Origin of the sequence: Parvimonas parva, assembly GCF_045866535.1 — a bacterium.
Lineage (GTDB): Bacteria > Bacillota > Clostridia > Tissierellales > Peptoniphilaceae > Parvimonas > Parvimonas parva.
Map to the genome: position 1 here is coordinate 1,425,993 of NZ_AP038371.1, position 21,542 is coordinate 1,447,534.

The following is a 21,542-nucleotide window of genomic DNA, read 5'->3' on the forward strand; positions in this document are numbered from 1 at the left end:
ATACATTTAGAAATTTTAATTTTTATTTCTTTTATAAATACTATTGATTGCAAACAAGCAATAGTTGAGATTTCTCCACTTCACTTCACTATGTTCCGTTTCGGTCGAAATGACGTGTTGGGAGAATTTATTTGCAAAGAACTTTGACGTGAATTTTTTGTTTTCTATGCAATTTTAAAAAATTTTTGAAGTTTATTTACTAATTAGGAGATTTTTATGTTTTACAATGAAATATTCGATAAAAATATTTTTAATTCTAAACTTGCAATTGCATATGGTTTTTCAAAGGTTGGAGATTATTATATTTTACAATCAGATATTGATGTAGAAAATTTTAATGTGATTGTTAAAATAGGCAAGGACTCTTTTGAGGTAAATGTTATTGAATTACCTTTTAATGAAGAATATATTTTATTCAATGTTTTAGACAGCAAGGGTAAATTCGTTTCACAAATTAGAAAAAAAGTTAATGAACTTATTGAGGATATTGTAAAAAGCTGTTTTACATCTTTGGATTATAGAAAAATATTACTAAACTATGTAAAGGAAAAATACGGAACAATTCCTGAAGAGCCTTGGGAAGATAATAATCATGCGACGATAAAGACTTCAAATAGTAAAAAATGGTATGGAATTTTTATGTACCTTCCTTATAAGACTTTGGGACTTGATAAAAGTGGAAAGATTGATGTTTTGAATGTAAAACTTAATCCGGAAGTTATAAAAAGTCTAATTGATAAAAAGCATTTTTTCCCTGCCTACCATATGAATAAAAAATACTGGATTTCAATTGTTTTGGATTCAGATACGGATTTAAATTTAGTCAAGAGCTTAATCGACGAGAGTTTTAACTTAGTTGAAAAATAGTCTAATACTAACCTTGTCGTTAGAACTGTTTTTATCCCCAACATTTCAATAACCTTACAAAATTGTAAGGTTATTTTTATTTTTGTAATGTTAGATAAAGGTTAGGCGTAAAAATTTTTGCTAAAATATTATTGTAAACGAAAATAATATTTTTTGGAGGTAATTATGAATATATTAGATGTTAAAAATTTAAAAAAGATTTATGGAGGAATGGGTCGTGTTAAAACTGAAGCTCTTAAAGATGTAAACTTTTCCGTTGAGGAGGGAGAATTTATAGCTGTTATGGGAGAGTCCGGAAGTGGTAAAACAACTCTTTTAAATATAATCGCAACTTTGGATAAGGCAACAGAGGGTACTGTTTTAATCGGAGGAAAGAATATCAGCTCTCTTAACAATTCACAAATCGCAAGTTTTAGACGTGAAAAGCTGGGTTTTGTCTTTCAAGATTTTAACTTGTTAGACTCTTTTTCAAACAGAGATAATATCTATCTTCCTCTTGTGCTGTCAGGTGTTAAGCCTAGAGAATTGAACGAAAGAGTCGGAGAGATTGCTCCTATTTTAAAGATAAGTGAATTTTTGGATAAATTTCCTTATCAAGTTTCGGGTGGTCAAAAGCAAAGAGTTGCTATCGCAAGGGCAATCATAACTAAACCGGACTTGTTGCTTGCTGACGAGCCAACTGGAGCTTTAGATTCAAAATCTGCCGATGTGGTTATGAAAACTTTCTGCGATATAAATAAAAATGGTCAAACTGTTTTAATGGTTACTCACTCTGTGAAATGTGCCTCTTTTGCTAAAAGGGTAATTTTTATAAAAGACGGTAGAGTTTATCACGAAATTTACAAAGGCGACGATGATAATTTAACTTTCTTAGAAAAAATAAATCAATCTCAAATTATGTTAAACGGGGTGAACGATTATGAACAATAAAATGGCTTTTAAATTTGCTTTTAAAAATATGAGAGCTAATTCTTTATTATTAACTCCATTTTTAATTGCAAGTAGTATTATGAGTGCGTTATTTTTCATAATGTCATCTCTTGGACAAAATAAATATGTTGAAGAAAATTTTGAATACATTCTTATGCTTATAAGATTTGGAAATATTTTAGCCGGAATTTTTACTTTTATATTCATCTTATATGCAAATGGATTTTTAACTAAGAGGAGAAATAAAGAGTTTGCCCTCTACGGAATTTTAGGTTTAGAGAAAAAACATATTGCAAAAATTGTATTTATCGAATATATATTAAACTTTTTTGTAATTAGTATTTTTTCAGTAATTGGTGGTTTCGTCTTAGGAAAATTATCCTTTGTTATACTCAACAGAGTAACAAAAAATATAACTGCAAAAGTAATAGATTATGGCTTTTCAACCCCTTCAGCTATTTTAACGTTCGCTTTTTTGGGAATTACATTCATTTTTATATATTTATTGACAATATTTAAAATCGGAAAATCAACTCCTATAGAATTGCTTTCAAGTCAAAAAAAGGCGGAGGGAGAGCCAAAAAGCAAATTTATCCTTGGAACTTTAGGCTTTATCATCTTGTGCTACGGATATTATATTTCAATAACTTCAGAAGGAAGATTGGAAAGCTTTTACAAATTTTTTCCTGCAGTTATTCTTGTAATATTCGGGACATATCTTCTATTTATAGCTTTTAGTATTTTAATTTTAAAACTGTTAAAGAGAAATAGAAATTTATATTACAAAGCAAAAAATTTCCTTTCAATTTCAGGAATGTTATACAGAATGAAGTCAAATGCAGTTTCGCTTGCAAGTATTGCACTCCTTGCAACTTCAATCATCGTTACATTATCCTCAACTTTGACTATAAACTCAGGCATAAAAGAAGTTGCAAAGTCAATCGACCCTCAAGATTTTTTTGTAGAATTTTTAATTGACGATGATAGAGATAAAGATTGGATTGAAATAGGAAATAGAAAAAAAAGAGAAGTTACTGAATTTCTAAATACAATTCTAAAAAATGACGAAAAAATTAAAGATTTGAAAATTTACAAACATATTTCCCTACAACCCGTTTTAAATGAAAATGGAAAACTTGTTCCACTAGGCAAAAAAAGAGCCACAGCTCAATATTTATTCGTTGAAATACTAGATGAGTACAACGAAAAAAACAATACAAATTACACTCTAAAAGATGACGAAGTTTTATACTCATCAAATTTAAAAAGTCTTTACAAACATGATAATTTAGAATTAGCAGGTCAAAACTACAAATTAGTAAAAATCCCTGATGAAACTCCAAAACACATAGCTGCCGATTCAATTAAAATTATAGTAAAAGACGATGAAACTTTTGCCAAAATGGAAAAAGCGTATGAAAAAGGAGCTGGATATTTTTATTACCTAAGATTCTCTTTTGATACCGAAAATGTAAAAGATAAAGGTGAATTTTTTGAAAGATTACAAAACAATTTTTTTAACTATCGTGATACAGACAAAAAAGATGGTATGAGAATACGCTTTTCATCAAAAGAAATAAATAAAAAGATTATGTATGAAATAAATGGAGGATTTTTATTCTTAGGAGCAATAATTTCTCTAATCTTCATAACAGGAACTATTTTAATAACTTACTACAAACAAATCTCAGAAGGCTTTGAGGACAGACAAAATTACCAAATAATGAAAAATGTAGGACTTCCGGACAAGATGATTAAAAATAGCCTTAAAACACAAATACTTTGGATATTCTTCTTACCACTCATCGTTGCAATGACACATTCAGCATTTGCATTTCCAATTCTTTACAATATGCTAAGAGGACTTGGATTAAACAATTCAAAACTATTTGCAATGAACTTCGGAGTAGTCGTATTAGCCTTTACAGTTTTATACTTTATAATATACACAATAACCTCAAGAATTTATTACAAAATTGTAAAATAATACTCGATGTGGATATATTTATTTAAACAATCAAAAATCACTGTTACTCCCAGTGATTTTTTTGCTTACTTGAAATATAAATTTATTTGTGATAAAATGCTTTTGAAATTTATTTTTAATACGGGGGGATTGTTTTGAAAAAATTCTTTTTATTTACTATATGTTTTATTAGTTTAATGATATTGCCAAAAAGTATTTTTGCTCAAGATAGAATTCATGTTATAACTGTTTCACTTAGCTCAGATGCTATTATTTTAGAAAGTGATGGTCATTTTGCGATGATTGATACCGGAGAGGATTATGAATATCCTGACGGTTCAAATCCAAAATATCCTTTTAGAAAAGGAATCACTACTAATCCTAATGACATAACTGAAGATAGATTATTTGATAAAATAAATGAGCTAGGCATTACTAAATTTGATTTCATTATCGTAACACATTCACATAGCGACCATATAGGTGCTTGTCATAAGGTAATGAAAAAAATTCCTACTGAAAAACTTTATTTGAAAAGATATTCTGATTCAAGAATAACTGATAAGGCTAGGTTGTGGGATAATTTATATGGATATGATAAAGCCTTACAATCAGCAAAGGAAAATTATGTTAAAGTTATACAAGATATTTCAAAAGAAGATTCTGTAATTAATCTAGGAAATATGAAAATTTCTATGCTCAATTATGAAAATGAATATGAGCCTAATCTTCCAAAAGAAGATAAAAATTTAAAAAAAGTTTATGATGATAATTTTAATTCCATTCTTTCTATAGTAGAAGTTAATGGTAAAAGATTATTTTTTGGAGGAGATTTACAAAATAATGTTTATGGTTTAGAAGATAAATATGCTCCATTAATCGGAAAAGTAGATTTTATGAAATTTAATCATCATGTAGACACAATTAAATCAAATTCAAAAAACTTTATAAATACATTAAATCCAAAATATATGCTTAAAACTTCCAATTATAATGTAGATGATAATTATCTTAAATTTTTAGACGCTAAAGGAATTAAAGTTTTAAATGCCGGAAGAAATGATGTTACAGCTTTAACTTTTGAAATTACTAGAAACGGAATTAACGATATAACAAAAGTAAAGTATGGTGTTTATAAAGACGGAAATAAATTAAAATTCAAAAATTGGAAAGGTGAATACACAAACGGTTGGGAATTCTCTAAAGATAATTGGTATTATATAAGAAATGGTTTAGTTGCTATTAATGAATGGATTGGTTACTATTACTTAGGTAAAGATGGAAAAATGTTAACTAATACTACTACACCTGACGGTTATAAAGTTGATAAAAACGGAAAGTGGATAGAAGAAAGACAAGCAACGTGGAAAAAGAACGATACAGGTTGGTGGTATGAATACTCTGATGGAAGTTATTTAAAAGAAGAATGGAAGTATATTAGTGGAAGTTGGTATTATTTCAATTCCGTAGGATATATGGAAACAGGTTGGAAACTATTAGGAAATGATTGGTTCTATCTTAAAGATAGTGGTGCTATGGCTGAGAATGAATGGATTGGTTACTATTACTTAGGTAAGGGTGGCTATATGCTAACTAATACTACTACTCCTGACGGTTATAAAGTTGATAAAAACGGAAGATGGATTACAGGAGCTTGGAAATCATATAATGGTATTTGGTGGTATGAATACTCTGATGGAAGTTATTTAAAAGAAGAATGGAAGTATATTAGTGGAAGTTGGTATTATTTCAATTCCGGAGGATATATGGTAACAGGTTGGAAACTATTAGGAAATGATTGGTTCTATCTTAAAGATAGTGGTGCTATGGCTGAGAATGAATGGATTGGATATTACTATCTAGGTAAGGGTGGCTATATGCTAACTAATACTACTACTCCTGACGGTTATAAAGTTGATAAAAACGGAAGATGGATTACAGGAGCTTGGAAATCATATAATGGTATTTGGTGGTATGAATACTCTGATGGAAGTTATTTAAAAGAAGAATGGAAGTATATTAGTGGAAGTTGGTATTATTTCAATTCCGGAGGCTATATGGTAACAGGTTGGAAACTATTAGGAAATGATTGGTTCTATCTTAAAGATAGTGGTGCTATGGCTGAGAATGAATGGATTGGATATTACTATCTAGGTAAGGGTGGCTATATGCTAACTAATACTACTACTCCTGACGGTTACAAAGTTGATAAAAACGGAAGATGGATAAAATAAAAAAGGGGGCTATCCCCTTTTTTTGTTCTCGTTTAAGTAATTCTTAGCATCTTTAAAAATTTTTTGTTTTTTAAATCCAAGAACATTCTAAATTACGTTTATTTTTAACACAATCTCTTAAATATAAATTAATCAAGGTTTGATATGGAATACCTGTACTTTCAGCTTGATTTTTGAAATATATGATAGTATCTTCATCAAGTTTTATTGTTACTTGCTTTTTAATTAATTTTGAATAAGGATTTTTTCTAGGATTTAATTTTCTAATATCATATTCTTTTCTCATACTCTCAACTCCTTAAATTCCATTTTTGTAAATTTCTTGTTCTGTTTTAGTTGCTTTCCTTGCAGAAATTATTCTAATTTTTTCATCTGCTCCACGATAACAATGGCTAACAATACAAACACCTTTTTCATTACTCATTCCAATTATTAAAAATCTTTCTTCGTCAAGTGAGTGATCCGGGTCATCAAAAAGAATGGCCAAATCATCTTCAAATACTGATTGTACTTGTTCAAAAGATATTCCATGTTTATTTTTATTTATTTGATTTTTTGTTTCATCCCATTCAAAAATCATTAAATCACCAACTTTCAATAATTGTATTATAATTATATCATAATTATAATATATTTACAAATTAAATCATTTATCCATATAGATTTCAATCTTATATGGAAATATTTAAGAAATTATTCTTTCAAAATTTAAATTTATCTACCTTAAATCTACTCTTAACCACAAAATTTTGATGTTTTTTTACTGGAATTTTTTGTTCTCGTTTAAGTAATTCTTAGCATCTTTAAAAAAGCTAAAAACTATTAATAAAACTATTATTCCTATCGGAAATGCTGAAATAATAGCAATGGATTGTAAACTATACATAGATTTTTCCATAAATATCAATGAAATTGGAAATAATATAAATACTATTGACCAAAATACTTTTACCAATCTATGAGGTTCTTCGTTTATTGGCAATTTTTTATATGAATATGATGCTATTACCATTGTTAATGCATCAAATGTTGTTGAATAAAAAGCTATCATAGTTATAACCAACAACAAAAGTCCTATTTCGGTAAAAGGTAATGTGTCAAAAATTTTAAGGATAGCATCTGAATGACTTCCTCCGTTTGATATAAATCCTGATATATCAATTCCTTTTTTTAATTGGACACTCATTCCATAATTTCCAAGAATTATAAATGACGTAAAGGTTCCTAAAATTCCCCAGGAATATCCACCTAGAATTGTCTGTTTAATAGTTCTTCCTTTTGAAATTTTCCCAATGAAAAACGGAGTTGCAACACACCAAACCATCCAATAAGCCCAATAATAAATTGTCCAATTTTGTGGAAATGAATTTTCTCTAAGTGGGTCCATCCAAGTTGATAATCCGATAAAATTTTGTAACAAGTTTCCAACTGCACTAAAACCCGTCTCTAGAATATATCTTGTTTCTCCTCCTAAAAACAAAAAGTAAAATAGTAGTGCAAAGAAAAAATATGAACAGAAATTTGCAAGTGTTGAGATTCCTTTCATTCCAAATAAAACTGCAAAAGTATATACAAAGGCAATCAAAAGCAAAATTAAAACGGTTAAAATGGTACTGTTTTGAATGTGAAAAACTTTTGCTATTGATGAAGATAATAAAGGTGTTGCAAGTGAAAAAGTAGTCGCCGTTCCTGCTATAAGTGCAAAAACTGCTATCAAATCTATAATCTTACCAACAATTCCGTCAACCCTATTTCCCAAAATTGCTCTACAACCTTCTGAGAATTTTTGTTTTTCTCTTCCTCTAACATGTAACATAAAACCAAAAGCCACTGCAAGGATTATGTAAAAACTCCAAGCTATTGGACCCCAATGAAATAGGGGATAGGTAGATGCCCATTTTTGAATTCCACCCATATTTTTAATATGTGCTTCATTTGAATATAAAGCCCATTCACATAATGAATAAAATAGAATATCTGCTGCCATTGTGGATGTAAAAATCATAACTCCCCAAGTAAAAGATGAAAATTCTATCTTATCGTCTTTTTTTCCAAGTTTTATTTCTCCATATTTTGAAAAAGCAATATACAAACTGCAAAGAAGTATTCCAACACCTAAAATTGCATAGTAAATTCCAAAATCATCACCTAAAAATGTTCTTATACTTTCCAAAACAAAAGTAGAACTTTCAGATTGAAATAAAAATAATATACTTACTATTACAACTCCTACCAATGGAACAATCGTAGCTATCCAGTCTATTTGATTCTTTAAATTATTTTTCATATTAAAAATCCTCTCCTAATAATTCTTTTACAATCTTATAATAATCTTTGGCATATCTGTATTGTTTAAGAGAATACTCTCCAAACTCGACACCAAAATCTAACTTATACTCACACCAATTACTCCAAAGTAATCCGCAACAAGCAATATATGCATAAATTTTTATTTTAGTATTTTTGAGAACAGATCCTTCAAAGTATATATCAATCAAATTATCAATCTGTTTTTTATCGTAAAGAGAGTATATGCAAAACATTGCAATATCTATATCCGGATCTTGCATAGAGGCATATTCCCAGTCGATTAAACGAAGTGATGAGTCTGTTGAAAACAAAAAGTTATCACAATTTGCATCAATATGAGCTAGACATTTAGTTTTTACATTTTTTTCTATAAAATCTTTTAAAGAAAAAATTTTTTCCTTTGTATCCTTGTAATCAGAATAAATAGATTTTTTATTTTTCCATAAAGATTCATAAAAATTTATTTTTTCAAAAATATCAAATTCGTGATTTACTTTTAAATTCAAAGAATGCAATAGCTTTATTTTTTCCATACATTTTTTTAAATCATCATTATTTTTATCATCACAAGGCCTTGAATTTTCAATAAACTTTGTAATTTTATAGCCATTTTCGGGATTGATATAAACTAAATCATCACAAATTCCTTTATCTTTTATAACAGAATACACTTGGGCCTCTTGCTTTCTATCTATAAGTTCTGAAGTTCCCTCTCCCGGAATTCTCATAATATATTTTTCACCTTTAACAGTAAAAATAAATGAACGATTTGTCATTCCTTTTTTTAAAACTTTAATTTCCTTAATATCTTCAATTCCAATATTTAAACAATCACATATTATATTTATCGCATCTGTTTGCAAATTATTAGAACCGCTGTCAATTTCTCTTAGCTGTTCGTAAGTATTTATTTCAAAATATTTTTTTGAACTAACAAGTTTTGGATAAATTAAAAATTTATTATCCTTAATCAATGCACTTTCCCAAAATAAATTTCTATTTTTATTAAATTTAACTAAATCAGATACTCTTTTCTTTACAAAATCAGCCTCTTTTCCACAAAGATAAGAAATCCCAATCATTTTATTTCCATTTTCCGTTTCACTTGCAGAAACAAGATTGTTTTTCTTATTTACCTTTACAGTACTATTTTCATCAAGCTCATCTGTAACCATATACCAAGAATATGTTTCAACTTCATTAAATGGATTTTCCTTACACAAAATATCACAAGGAATTATATATGAATTATCTAAATTTTCCAAAACCAAATTTAATGAAAATAAATTATTTTTAGTAGCATACTCCGGATTAATAATAAGTTCAACACCAAATTTATCTATTAAATACTCAAATTTTTCCTTTAAAAAACCTACAACAACAAATATCTTATTTATTCCTTTTTCCTTTAATTGCCTTATAGTTCTCTCTATTAAAACCTCTCCATTAACTTCAAGCAGAGCCTTTGGCATTTCTAAATTTATAGGTACCATTCTCATACCGAAACCTGCGGACAAAATAATGGCACTTTTTGGACTGTTATCTTTTATTAATTTTTTTGAAATATTTGTCAAATTGATATTTTCATCAATATATTCATTTTCCAATAAATTTTTTATAGCCTTATTTACAGCTCCTAGAGAATATCCTGTTAACTTTGACAATTCTCTTTGATTAGTATATTTATTTTTATAAATATGCTTTAGTATATCTAAATCAATTCTGTTCATAAACACCTCTTAATATTACTTTATGAACATTATATATTAAATATTACTAAAAGTCAACAAATTTTATCTAAAATTGAATAATAAATTTAAAAAATTATAAAATTTTTTTGCTTTAAAATTCTAATAACAAATATTTACAATATCTTAATTAAAATAGTAGCTTTTTTTAATAGAATTTTACCAACATTTTCACAAAATATGAAAAAATTTCCCATTTCTGTTGAAAAAATATCTATAAAATGATAAAATAGTTACCAACGGTTTATATTTAAATTTAGAATGGAGAATTTTATGAAAATAGAAAATATGATTTTATTGGTGTTGGACATTCAAGAAAGGCTAATGCCGGTAATAAAAAATAATGAAAGAATAATAAAATACACAGATATTTTGATTAAGGCTTGTAAAGAGCTTAACATCCCGATAATTTATACCGAACAATATCCTAAGGGGATTGGAGAAACTGTTACAGAAATTAAATCCTCTTTGTTAGATGCAAATGCAAAATATTTTTCTAAAAATTGTTTCTCTGCTTATCCGATTATTGAAGATGAGCTTTTGAAACTTAAAGAAAACGGAAAAACTTCTATAATCGTTACGGGTGTAGAAACTCATATTTGTGTATATCAAACAGTTAGAGATTTAAAAGAGCATTTTGAAGTTTTTGTTCCTTTTGAAACTGTCGGCTCAAGAAGTGAAGAAAATTTTAAAAACGGCTTGGATTTAATTAAAGAATTGGGTGCAAGTGTTACTAATGTTGAAACTATCCTTTTTGATTTGATAAAAACGTCAGAGCATAGTAGTTTTAAGGTAATTAGTAAATTAATAAAATAGGGAGAGCGTTATATGAAAAAGAAATTTATAATAACTTTTGTAATATCTTTAGCTTTATTTGCAGGAATATTTTGGGTAGCTAATAAAGTTTTAGATGTTATGGAAGTTACTTCAAAGGTAGAATTTTTAGGCCATGATTTAGGCGAAGGCAACATTATTGAGCAAGTTGTTGATAATGAACTTTTATTTTTAGTTCTTGGACTTGATAGCGATGACTTTAGTGGTGCTACTACTGAGCAAAATAGAACAGATACGATGATTTTAGCAAAAGTTAATTTTGAAACGGGAAAGGTAGATATTTTATCCATCCCTCGTGATTCAAGAGTTATGGTTAGAGGACAGTTAGACAAAATTAACCACGCTCATCACTTTGGCGGTCTTAAACTTGCTATGAAAACTACAAGAGATTTCTTAAACTTGGATATTGACTACTATGTAAGAGTTAATTTCTTCTCAGTTAAAGATATTGTAGATGTACTTGGCGGTATTGAAGTAGATGTTCCCGTTCAAGTTGACGTAGCAGAAGATAATGTTCATTTAAAACCGGGTAAACAAGTTTTAAACGGAAAGCAAGCTCTACAATTTGCAAGATTTAGAGCAGGATATGCTGAAGGAGATATGGGTCGTGTTAAATCTCAACAATTAATCATAAAAGCTCTTGTAAAAGAATTGACTAAACCTAAAAATCTTGCGAAAATTCCGGAAATTTTAGATGTTGTAAAGAAAACTGTAAATACAAATATTCCTTTCTCTACAATAGCAAAATCAGCTTTAAAAGCAGGTAATTTAAATGTAGATAAGATGAATACACAAATTGTTCCGGGTGAACCTGCTTATATAAATAACATAAGTTATTTTATTCCAAACCGTTCAAAATTAAATACAATTGTTAAAGAAATGTTTGGTGATTATTTAATTAATCAAAATAACGGCTCACAAATAAATACTAATAAAAACAAAAATACAAACAACAATACTAATAATAACAACAATAACAATTAATTAGGTTAGATATGGAAAACGAAAGAAAAAAAGAACATATAGAAAATTTTTTAAAGAGTAATTTTAAATCGAATACTTTGTTTGAAAATGTGTATATCGAACACTTTGCATTAACAGACTTAAACTTCGATGAAATCGACACTTCGATTGAATTTTTAGGAAAAAAACTATCTTTTCCACTTCTTGTAAATGCAATGACAGGGGGCGATGAAACTTCTTTTGATGTGAATGAGGATCTTTCAAGACTTTGTAAAAATTTCAATCTTGCATTTGAAGTAGGTAGCCAAAAGGTAGCTCTAAAAGATGAGGAGCTTGTTGAAACCTTTACGGTGGTAAATGATGTACTGGACAAGAAAAATATTTTAATTTCAAATCTTTCTGCATTATCAAGTTTTGATGATGTCAAAAAAAGCATTGAAATGATTAATGCTGATGCAATTTCTCTTCACCTAAATCCCGCTCAAGAGATCGTTCAGTTTGAAGGAGATAGAAATTTTTTCGGTATTTTAGAAAATATTGAAAATATTGTAAAAAATATTGATGTACCGGTAATTGTAAAAGAAACGGGCTGTGGCATTTCAAAGAAAACTTGTGAAAAACTACTTAGCGTTGGAGTAAAATACATTGATGTAAGCGGTTTTGGTGGAACAAATTTTATTGAAATCGAAGATTTAAGAAGAACAGACTTGGACTTTACAAATATTTACAGTTGGGGAATACCAACTGCAAAATGTATCATAGATTGCAGAAAAATTTCTGATGATTTTACATTAATCGGCTCGGGTGGAATAAAAACCGGAGAGGATATTGTAAAAGCAATCGTGCTTGGTAGCGATATGGTTGCCATTGCAGGAGAAATATTAAGATATTTAATCCATGGAGGATACAAATTCGCAGAAGATTACTTAAAATCTTTAATCTATCAAACAAAGATGATTATGTTACTACTTGGAGTAAAAAATATCGAAGAATTAAAAAAAGTTGAATATAAAACATTTGGAAAATTAAAAGATATATGTGAATATTAAAAAATGAGAGTTTTGATAACTCTCATTTTTTTATACTAAGAAAGGGAGACCTTAAAAACTCTTTGTCTTTAAATCTACTTTTAAAATATATGGTACAAATACAAATACCAATAAAACTAATCCTGAAAAAATGAATATATATGAGCTTTTGAAATTATCAAATAAAATAGAATAGAATAATATCCAAAGTGGATTTAAAAGCTGACAACCCGTTTCAATAATACTAAAAACTCTACCCTGATATTCATGTGGAACAGCCTTTGTAAACCATACAAACATCGGAGTATTTACAAAATTTCCAACAAAATTAACTCCAAATGCAAATATCACAAATACTATAAAATATGAAAAAGTGCTAAGTTTAAATAAAAGGGCAATTCCTAAAAATAATAAAACTCCAGCAGTTCCACGTATCCATTTAAAAGAAAACTCCAAAGGACTTTCTATATCTTTCATCATTGACAAAATTATAGATGAAACTATCATTGCTACTGGAAATGTCGCATTTACAATACCGTAAAGATAATCAGAAATCTTAATCTCATTAATCAAAACATAGGGCAGTCCAACCGAAACAGACGCAAAAATGAAATTTATAAACATCGCAAAGAAGATAATAAAAACTAAAACTTCTTTGTTTCTTATATATTTGATACCTTCGACGAACATCTTTAAAACTTTCTTTTCTTCATAATTCTCTGTTACTTCAGTCTTAATAAGATTAAAATTAATAAAAAGTACAATTAAAATAGTTATAAACTCAATAACCGCTTCCAAAAGCACAAAATAGATTAACTCTAATTTTGTAAGTAAAAAAACTGCTAAAACCGGAGAAATAATATAAACTCCTGAAGATGCTATCTGTTGAAAGGATTTTACCTTTTGAATATACTCTTCACATACAACTTTTTTTACAGAAGATGCAAAAGCATTATTTAAAAATTGATCTGCAACTTTTAAACAAATTAATAACATATAGGTATTAATTAAATTAGTTTCGGCATTAGAATTTAAACTTAAAGCATATAAAAGCAAACTTACAATACTAAAAAGCTGAGCAATTACAATTACAATCTTCTTATTATACTTATCTACAACAGCTCCAACAAAAGGAACTAAAACAAGAGCAACCAAAGGTCCTATAACTTGAGAAATACCAAAATTTAAAGCAGACTCAGTCTTTTTTAAAATCAAAAGTCCAATAATAAATGACAAAATAGAACTACCAAAATTTCCCGTTATAGTTGTCATAATTAATTTTATCATCTGTTTTCTTGATTCTTTTACAATATCCATAACTTTTACCTCTTAACACTTTATTTTGATTATATTATAAAACATATAATATAATATGTCAATAGTTTTTTGAGAATTTTTTTGTTGGTGATTAGTTTGGGGGATTGTAATTATTATTTAAGTCCTTTACAGGACATACTATTGCTTGTTCACAAGCAATAGTATGTCTGACGCAAAGATTGTTCAAATCTTTGATTTGAGTACAATCGACTGCGGAAATCTCACACTTATGCTTGCACACAAGCATAAGTGAATGTATCACAGATACATAAATAATTTCCCATAAAAAAAGACGGTGCACCGTCTTTATTTTCCAATACAGAAATTTGAAAATATATTGTCCAATATATTCTCTGAAATATTTTCTCCGATTATTTCTCCAAGCAATTCGTAGGAACGTCTTAAATCAACTTCGCAACAGTCGATTGGTACCATATTTTTAATATCTCCATAGAATGATTTTAAAAATTCCAATGAAGTTTTAAGGCTGTTTTCATGTCTAACATTTGTGATTAATGCCTTATCTTTTATTTCTATTTTTCCATCGAAAAACATATCTATGATTGATTTTTCAAGTTTTGAAATGCCCTCATTTTTAAGTGCAGAGATTTCTATAAGCTCAAAATTAATTTTTTCTTTTAATTTTTCTACATTCAAATTTTTATCCAAATCAACCTTATTTAAAATTCCAATTGACTTATTCAGATTTGCAAGTTCGATTATTTTTTCATCTTCTTCATCCAATTCTCTTGAAATGTCGAACAAAACTAAATTCAAATCTGAATTTTCGCTCGCTTCAATTGACTTTTGCACACCGATTTTCTCAACTACATCTGCAGTTTCTCTGATACCTGCAGTATCATTTATATTTAATTTGATTCCGGCAAGTTCAATATCCTCTTTAATTAAATCTCTTGTAGTTCCTGCAATATCTGTTACAATTGCTCTTTCTTGTCTTAGGATTCTGTTAAGTAGGGAGGACTTTCCAACATTCGGCTTTCCGATTATTGAAACATTTATCCCCTCTTTTAAGATTTTTCCCTTGTTTGACTCTCCAAGCAGACTTTCCATATCGCTTATTAAGTTTTCAGTTTTTAAAATTACATTATCAAGTGGCAATTCCTCTTGCATATCTTCTGTGAAATTTATAGAATACTCTACAAAACTCAAAATATCAAGAAGTTTTTCTCTAAATTCTTTAATTTTCTTACTTAAATGTCCCTCTAATTGATTGATAGCGCTCTTATGAGAAAATTCAGTCTTTGCCTTTATTAAGTCGATAACACCTTCAGCTTGAGAAAGATCGAGACGACCATTTAAAAAAGCTCTTTTTGTAAATTCTCCCTTTTCAGCCAATACCGCTCCATTTTCAAGACATAGATTTAAAACTCTTTTAAGACAGACAATCCCTCCATGAGTGAAAATTTCAACAACATTTTCTCTAGTGTATGTATGAGGTGCAAACATAAAACAAGTCATAACTTCATCAACAAGTTCTTCTTGGTCGTAGATATGTCCGTATTTCATCATTCTGTTGGAGTTTTTATCTATTTCTTTTTTATCAAAAGGAATAAAAATCTTTTTTACAATATCTATTGAATTTTCTCCACTTAATCTTACAATGCCAATACCGGCCTCTCCGGTAGCAGTTGCAATAGCAACAATAGTATTTTCCATATTTTCTCCTTCAACGGGTGGGTGCCCGGGAATATTGTTTCACAATAAAGCAAAAGAACGCCTAAACGTTCTTTTTTGTTGCATATTAAAATTTAGGTTTTATTACAACCTTTCTATAAGGTTCATCACCTTCGCTAACTGTAAATACACCTTTCATATTGTGTAAAGTTGCATGAACAATTCTTCTTTCGTAAGCATTCATAGGTCTAAGTCTCATAACTTTTCTATACTTAATAGCTTTTTTAGCAAAAGTCATAGCCATTTCTCTTATAGATTCTTCTTTTCTTTTCTTATATCCATTTACATCTAAATAAACTCTTTTTTCTAAAGAAGTATTTCTTCTGGCAAAAATATTTAAAATGTATTGGATACTTTCTAAAGTTTCTCCTGATTTTCCGATTAACATCTTGAAATCTTCAGATTTTTCAATATCTATACTGATTGCTTCTTCATCTTCACTAAAGATTAATTCGCAATCTGTTCCCATTTTTGAAATTAAATCTTTTAAGAAAACTTCTATTTTTTCTATATCTTCATTTTTATCTATATTGTTTTCTTCTTTACAACAAGTTTCTTTAGACATTTCTATTTTTTCATCTTTTAATGTAACTTCAACTAAAGCATCTCTTGAGCCAAAGCCAAGAAAACCGCTCTTTGGTTTTTCAATTACATTAACATCAACACAAGAAATGTCAACATTTAATTCATCTAACGCAAGTTTTACAGCTTCATCAATAGTTTTTGCTGATTTTTTAACGCTCATCATTTGCCCCTTTCTACTAATTACTTTCTTTTCTGTTTTCATAAGCAGTTAAAGCTAATCTTAATAGAATTTCAACAACATTTGTACATGCCCAGTAAAGAGCAAGACCTGCTGAGAAACTTCTAGCTGAAATAAATATTATCAAAGGAAATATGTATTTCATAGTATCCATAGATTTTGCAGCAGGGTTATCTTGTTGGTCCCTATTGCTCAAATCAAGATAAATATATTGAGTAACAGCATTTATCAAAGGAAGTCCATATAAAAGTGGGTCCGGTGCAGATAAATCCTTTATCCAAAAGAAATTTTTCATAACATCAGCATTTGCATTCCCAAAGATATATAACAAAGGTTCTCTCATTACTGAGAACATAGCTAAAACTAGAATCAAGTTGAAAACCATAGGTAGGCAACCACCTAATTGTTTAATTCCATGCTCCTTATTGAACTCCATAAGCTTCATATTCATAGCTTGTTGGTCATGTTTATATTTTTCTCTTATCTTTTGTTGTTCTTTAGCAAATTTTGCTTGAATCTTTTGATTTTTTATAGTACTTAAAAATACAGGGAAAAGTACAACCTTAAAAATTATTGAAATTATAATAATACTAATAGCTAAATATGAAATACTAGCCGGTTCAGTAGGTAAAATTGACGCTACCCCTTCATAAATAAATTTCAATAATGACCCCATTAAATTTCTTAAAAACGCCATTAATTCCTCCTATTTTAGTGGATCATACCCACCTTTTCCAAAAGGATTACATCTTAAAATTCTCCATATAACTAAAAAAGTCGCCTTGAAAAAATTATATTTTTGATATGCTAAAATCGCATATTCCGAACAAGTTGGAGTAAATTTACACTTACCAAAACCCAAAAGTCCTGAAATATATTTTCTATAAAACTTTATAAGTAAAATCATTAATCTTCTCAATTTAAAACCTTCTTCAAAGCACAATTTATAAGTCTTAATAAAGACTTCTCAAGTTCAATGTAATCAATCTCTAAAGTGTTTTTTTTCGGTAAAATTACCATTTCATAACCTAAACCTAAATCGCACACATTAAGTCTAATAATCTCTTTTATTCTTCTCTTAATCAAATTACGCTTGTTTGCCTTTCCAAACTTTTTAGTAATGGAAACCCCAAACCTAGCTCTTTTTTTATTTGTTGGTCTAATAAAAATAGTGAATTCCTTATTCCAAAAATTCTTACCACGTCTATAAACTGTTTGAAATTCTCTATTTTTTCTTAATCTAATTTCCTTTTTCATACATCATCTTTCTATACATTAAAAAGCACAAATGTGAAGTTTAGAAAAAGGCCACACTAATGTTGGCCTATGCTGATAAAACTTTTCTATTTTTAAGTCTTCTTCTCTTTAATACAGTTCTACCTGCTTTTGTACTCATTCTTTTTCTAAAACCGTGAATTTTACTTCTTTTTCTTCTATTTGGTTGATAAGTTCTTTTCATTATAGATGACACCTCCTTGTTATAATCACCTTTAGGTTATTTAATAAAACACTACCATAAATTATAATCTATTTAGAGTGTAATTGTCAAGTAAAAATACAAAAAAATTACTGTTATGATACAATTGATGTGAGACCAAGGGTACAAAAAAAGAGAATATCCTGTATAATTAAAATAACAAAAAAAATAACTAGAAAGGAACTCTCTTTTATGAATAATATTATATCACAAAATCAAGAAAATATAAAACACAACCAACGTTATATCCCTCATTTACTTCAAACAAGATACCATGCTGTTAAAACTTACAGAAATGGTAATTCTGTTAGCTTTGTTTGTAGAAGATATAAAATATCTAAAGCCTCCCTTATGCGTTGGAATAAAAGATTTGATGGCTCTATTGACTCCCTTAGGGATAAATCTCATAGACCTTTATCTAAACACCCTAATTCTCATACTGATACTGAAATTTATTGGATTAAAAATCTCATTAGAAGAAATCCTAATATTTCTTTGATTGAACTTTATGCTAAACTTAAACTAAATAAAGGTTATACTAGACACCCTTGCTCCCTTTTTAGATTCCTTAGAAAACTTGGCTTTTTTTAAAGATATTAAACAACCTTCCAAACCCTATGTTCCTAAACCTTATCATACTCCTACTAAAATTGGTGTTAAAATGCAACTTGATGTTAAATATGTTCCTAATTCTTGTTATGTTGGTAAATATCCTGACAAATTCTACCAATATACAATTATTGATGAGGCAACTCGTGAAAGGTTTATTTATCCTTTTAAGGAACAATCTTCTTATAGTACTGTTACTTTTGTTAAAATGGCTATTAAACACTTTGGTTATACTCCTGAAATTATTCAAACAGATAATGGCTTTGAATTTACACATTTTAAAGATACTAAAAGAGTTCATCCTTTTGACAAACTATGTAATGAATTGGGTATTAAACATCAATTAATCAGACCTAGAACACCTAGACACAATGGCAAGGTTGAAAGAAGTCATAGAAATGACAATGAAAGATTTTACAGTAATTTATCTTTTTATTCTTATGAAGATTTGGTTGTACAAATGAAAAAATATCTCTATAAATCTAATAGATTACCTATGCAAACTTTAAATTGGCTTTCACCTATTGAAAAACGTAAAGAATTATTAGAATTAAAGGAGAATTAATTCTCCTTTAATTCTAACATACAGGTTATGTTTTTTTATAATTTTTGGTCTCACATCATTTACAAATGTACATCAAGTAAAAATACAAAAAAATTACAAATTTTTATACAGATTCAAAGCAAAATTTTTAATTCAGAATACAAGTATTTACATTTAACAAAAAAGATGATATCATTAATTTAAAGTGATATTGGAATTTATTGAAAATAAAAGATTATATTTACAAAGTTTTTAGGAGATAAAAAAATGAAAAATAATTATGCATTTAGAAAATTAATAAGAATACTCTTTTTACTATTTATATTTTTGACTGTATTTTATAGTTTACATATAATGCAATAAAAAAAAATCAATCCATTTGCTTTTTGCAAGTGGATTTTTTTGTGGAAAAAAATATTTTTAAGGTAATTTTTTGATTAATTTTAAAAATATTTCTACTTTGCATATTAAATTTAGTTAAAATAAAAAGTTTTACTGTATCAATTTTGCTAAAAAATAGATATTTAACTATTCTTTTTATAAAACATAAGAATTTTTATATGATAATATCAATATATATTAATATTGTTGATTAAAATTTGTATATTATGCCATTATGTCTTGTAATTGGGTTTTCTTTACCTTATTAGTATATCATATTTTACAAAAAAATATAAGTATTTACAGTTAATTTTAAATATGTTATAATAAAGGTGCAAATATAATACAATAATTTTATAAAGTGTATAATATTGGAGGTTACTATGTTTACAAATTTTCAAAGGTACAAAAACGGAGACGCCTGTAGTTTTATTATTTAAATTCAATCTTTTATAATTTAACTGCAATTGATATTTTTAAAAAATCAGTTTTGACAAAAATATTTGAAAAATAAAAATTATGATTACAACAAATGTTGTACTAAAATTTTAGGAGGATTTTTATGAACATCAAAAGGAAACTTTGTTTATTATTAGTACTGTCTTTGGGAACTACTCCAATTTTGACTTCTATAAATAAATCTACATCTTTTGCTAAAGAAAGCAAAACTACTATTGATGAAAATATAGCAAAAAAATTAGGTGTAGACCCATCAGATGTTGAATTTTCTAATATTGATATTGATGCTGTTAACAGAATTCTTTCAAATGACCAATATATGTTTGATGATCATATTGGTATACCATCTGAATCTATAGAGACAACTACTTTTACTTGGAAAGAATTATTATATATGTATAATATTCAACAAGCTTTATATGATGCACATGTAGATGCTATAACAGAAACAGAGTGCAAATTTTTAATCTCTTCGCTTATACAAGGTGCAAGTTCTTCTATCTTAAGTATACTAAAAAAAACATTTGGAGCTAAAGTTTCAATTATCTATATTCTTGCCACATTACCTCCAAAATTACTTGGAATTAGCGAAAAACGTGTCATGACTAGATGGCTAAAGGACGGAAGAGATTTGTTATATAAAGCCTTAGATACAAAGAAGCGTGAAGTTACTATAAAGTATGTAAAATTAACTTGGAAAACTTCAGGACACAGTATAATAACGGGAGGACTTATTTTAAAATAAAATGTATAATTCAATATATAGTCTAATAAAATACGTTGGAGGAAGTCTGTTTATTATTTTAACTTTTATAAATTTTAATTCTTTTATTGAGTTGATAAGGGATGAAACATTAAAAAAAAGTAATAAAAAATATTTAATATTTATAACTATAAATATTATATTAATATGTATTTTTAATTTTTTATTAATACTTTATATTTTTTATGAAAATATATTTAAAAAATAAAATTTTCAGATAAATACATTGGTATTATTTTGGACTGTGAAATTTCATAATAAATATTTTTTAATCCACTTGCAAAATGTGAGTGGATTTTTTATGCAAAAAAATTTTTAACGTAATATTTTTGTTTATATATTTACAATAATTTGCACATTAAATGTAATTAATTTGAGTTTTTTTTAGATTTTTGGTATAATTTAATTGTATAAAAATCTTTAAATATTTAAAATTTTTTTGAAATTTAAGTTCGTTTGGGCTTTAATTTTTTTTGATTTTATTTTTTACAAAATCGTAATATGTGGATAAGTGGAATAAAAATGTGGATAAATTGTTTATTATTTTTTAATAAATTTTGAAAAATTTTTTTAAAATTTGTATTTTTAAGCATTTTTTTATAAACAGGATAACTTTTAAATGTTTGTGGATAACTTTTAAAAATCTTTAAATAA

General features: G+C 27.6%; 19 protein-coding genes and 1 pseudogene. 9 read left to right on the plus strand and 11 right to left on the minus strand.

The genetic code is table 11. The annotated features are described in order from the left end of the window. Window positions 1–216 precede the first annotated feature (216 nt). From ACKTSI_RS07065 to ACKTSI_RS07080, 4 genes are all read left to right on the plus strand, one after another. Complete coding sequence (locus ACKTSI_RS07065; RefSeq protein WP_407862802.1) at window positions 217–867, plus strand: MmcQ/YjbR family DNA-binding protein; 651 nt, start codon at window positions 217–219, stop codon at window positions 865–867. A gap of 165 nt (window positions 868–1,032) precedes the next feature. Further along, entirely contained in the window at window positions 1,033–1,797 is a 765-nt protein-coding gene (locus ACKTSI_RS07070) for an ABC transporter ATP-binding protein (RefSeq protein WP_407862803.1), read from the plus strand. Then, window positions 1,787–3,784, plus strand: a complete 1,998-nt coding sequence (locus ACKTSI_RS07075) for an ABC transporter permease (RefSeq protein ID WP_407862804.1) — start codon at window positions 1,787–1,789, stop codon at window positions 3,782–3,784. The genes ACKTSI_RS07070 and ACKTSI_RS07075 overlap by 11 nt, the downstream gene beginning before the upstream one ends. Before the next feature lie 134 nt (window positions 3,785–3,918). Continuing rightward, a complete protein-coding gene (locus tag ACKTSI_RS07080) occupies window positions 3,919–5,997 on the plus strand; it encodes an MBL fold metallo-hydrolase (protein ID WP_407862805.1) in 2,079 nt (692 codons plus the stop codon). Window positions 5,998–6,067: 70 nt separating this feature from the next. Here ACKTSI_RS07080 and ACKTSI_RS07085 read toward each other — a convergent pair whose 3' ends face one another. From ACKTSI_RS07085 to ACKTSI_RS07100, 4 genes are all read right to left on the minus strand, one after another. Continuing rightward, a complete protein-coding gene (locus ACKTSI_RS07085; RefSeq protein ID WP_057257280.1) occupies window positions 6,068–6,283 on the minus strand; it encodes a BrnA antitoxin family protein in 216 nt (71 codons plus the stop codon). Between the two features lie 12 nt (window positions 6,284–6,295). Continuing rightward, window positions 6,296–6,577 (minus strand): BrnT family toxin, encoded by a 282-nt coding sequence (locus ACKTSI_RS07090; protein ID WP_407862806.1) that lies wholly within the window; start codon window positions 6,575–6,577, stop codon window positions 6,296–6,298. 180 nt (window positions 6,578–6,757) lie between these two features. Continuing rightward, window positions 6,758–8,284, minus strand: a complete 1,527-nt coding sequence (locus ACKTSI_RS07095) for a BCCT family transporter (RefSeq protein WP_407862807.1) — start codon at window positions 8,282–8,284, stop codon at window positions 6,758–6,760. Window position 8,285: 1 nt separating this feature from the next. Next, entirely contained in the window at window positions 8,286–10,037 is a 1,752-nt protein-coding gene (locus ACKTSI_RS07100; RefSeq protein WP_407862808.1) for an NTP transferase domain-containing protein, read from the minus strand. Window positions 10,038–10,328: 291 nt separating this feature from the next. On the opposite strand from ACKTSI_RS07100, the gene ACKTSI_RS07105 reads away from it, so the two are divergent. From ACKTSI_RS07105 to fni, 3 genes are read left to right on the plus strand one after another with little or no spacing between them, the layout of a single operon-like run. Continuing rightward, window positions 10,329–10,871 carry an isochorismatase family protein gene (locus ACKTSI_RS07105; protein WP_407862809.1) on the plus strand — a complete coding sequence of 181 codons (543 nt, stop codon included), beginning with the start codon at window positions 10,329–10,331 and terminating at the stop codon, window positions 10,869–10,871. A 12-nt stretch (window positions 10,872–10,883) separates the two neighbouring features. After that, complete coding sequence (locus tag ACKTSI_RS07110; protein WP_201274877.1) at window positions 10,884–11,873, plus strand: LCP family protein; 990 nt, start codon at window positions 10,884–10,886, stop codon at window positions 11,871–11,873. A gap of 11 nt (window positions 11,874–11,884) precedes the next feature. Continuing rightward, window positions 11,885–12,901 carry a type 2 isopentenyl-diphosphate Delta-isomerase gene (gene fni / locus ACKTSI_RS07115; protein ID WP_407862810.1) on the plus strand — a complete coding sequence of 339 codons (1,017 nt, stop codon included), beginning with the start codon at window positions 11,885–11,887 and terminating at the stop codon, window positions 12,899–12,901. A 51-nt stretch (window positions 12,902–12,952) separates the two neighbouring features. Here fni and ACKTSI_RS07120 read toward each other — a convergent pair whose 3' ends face one another. From ACKTSI_RS07120 to rpmH, 7 genes are all read right to left on the minus strand, one after another. Next, on the minus strand, window positions 12,953–14,197 hold the full coding sequence (locus ACKTSI_RS07120) for an MFS transporter (RefSeq protein ID WP_407862811.1): 1,245 nt from the start codon (window positions 14,195–14,197) through the stop codon (window positions 12,953–12,955). A gap of 306 nt (window positions 14,198–14,503) precedes the next feature. Further along, the gene (gene mnmE, locus ACKTSI_RS07125) at window positions 14,504–15,874 is read right to left on the minus strand and encodes a tRNA uridine-5-carboxymethylaminomethyl(34) synthesis GTPase MnmE (RefSeq protein WP_407862812.1); all 1,371 of its coding nucleotides are present in this window, start codon (window positions 15,872–15,874) and stop codon (window positions 14,504–14,506) included. Between the two features lie 85 nt (window positions 15,875–15,959). Then, window positions 15,960–16,637: an RNA-binding cell elongation regulator Jag/EloR gene (gene jag, locus ACKTSI_RS07130; RefSeq protein WP_407862813.1), complete on the minus strand. Its 678-nt coding sequence runs from the start codon at window positions 16,635–16,637 to the stop codon at window positions 15,960–15,962. Between the two features lie 16 nt (window positions 16,638–16,653). Then, window positions 16,654–17,352 carry a YidC/Oxa1 family membrane protein insertase gene (locus ACKTSI_RS07135; protein ID WP_407862814.1) on the minus strand — a complete coding sequence of 233 codons (699 nt, stop codon included), beginning with the start codon at window positions 17,350–17,352 and terminating at the stop codon, window positions 16,654–16,656. A gap of 9 nt (window positions 17,353–17,361) precedes the next feature. Beyond that, complete coding sequence (gene yidD / locus ACKTSI_RS07140; protein WP_068473624.1) at window positions 17,362–17,562, minus strand: membrane protein insertion efficiency factor YidD; 201 nt, start codon at window positions 17,560–17,562, stop codon at window positions 17,362–17,364. Window positions 17,563–17,570: 8 nt separating this feature from the next. Then, the gene (gene rnpA, locus ACKTSI_RS07145; RefSeq protein ID WP_068473299.1) at window positions 17,571–17,912 is read right to left on the minus strand and encodes a ribonuclease P protein component; all 342 of its coding nucleotides are present in this window, start codon (window positions 17,910–17,912) and stop codon (window positions 17,571–17,573) included. Window positions 17,913–17,979: 67 nt separating this feature from the next. Next, the gene (rpmH, locus tag ACKTSI_RS07150; protein WP_068473295.1) at window positions 17,980–18,114 is read right to left on the minus strand and encodes a 50S ribosomal protein L34; all 135 of its coding nucleotides are present in this window, start codon (window positions 18,112–18,114) and stop codon (window positions 17,980–17,982) included. A gap of 210 nt (window positions 18,115–18,324) precedes the next feature. Here rpmH and ACKTSI_RS07155 point away from each other — a divergent pair. Further along, a pseudogene (locus ACKTSI_RS07155) lies at window positions 18,325–19,306 on the plus strand (DDE-type integrase/transposase/recombinase). A gap of 922 nt (window positions 19,307–20,228) precedes the next feature. After that, complete coding sequence (locus ACKTSI_RS07160) at window positions 20,229–20,870, plus strand: hypothetical protein (RefSeq protein ID WP_311525770.1); 642 nt, start codon at window positions 20,229–20,231, stop codon at window positions 20,868–20,870. Window positions 20,871–21,542: the final 672 nt, after the last annotated feature.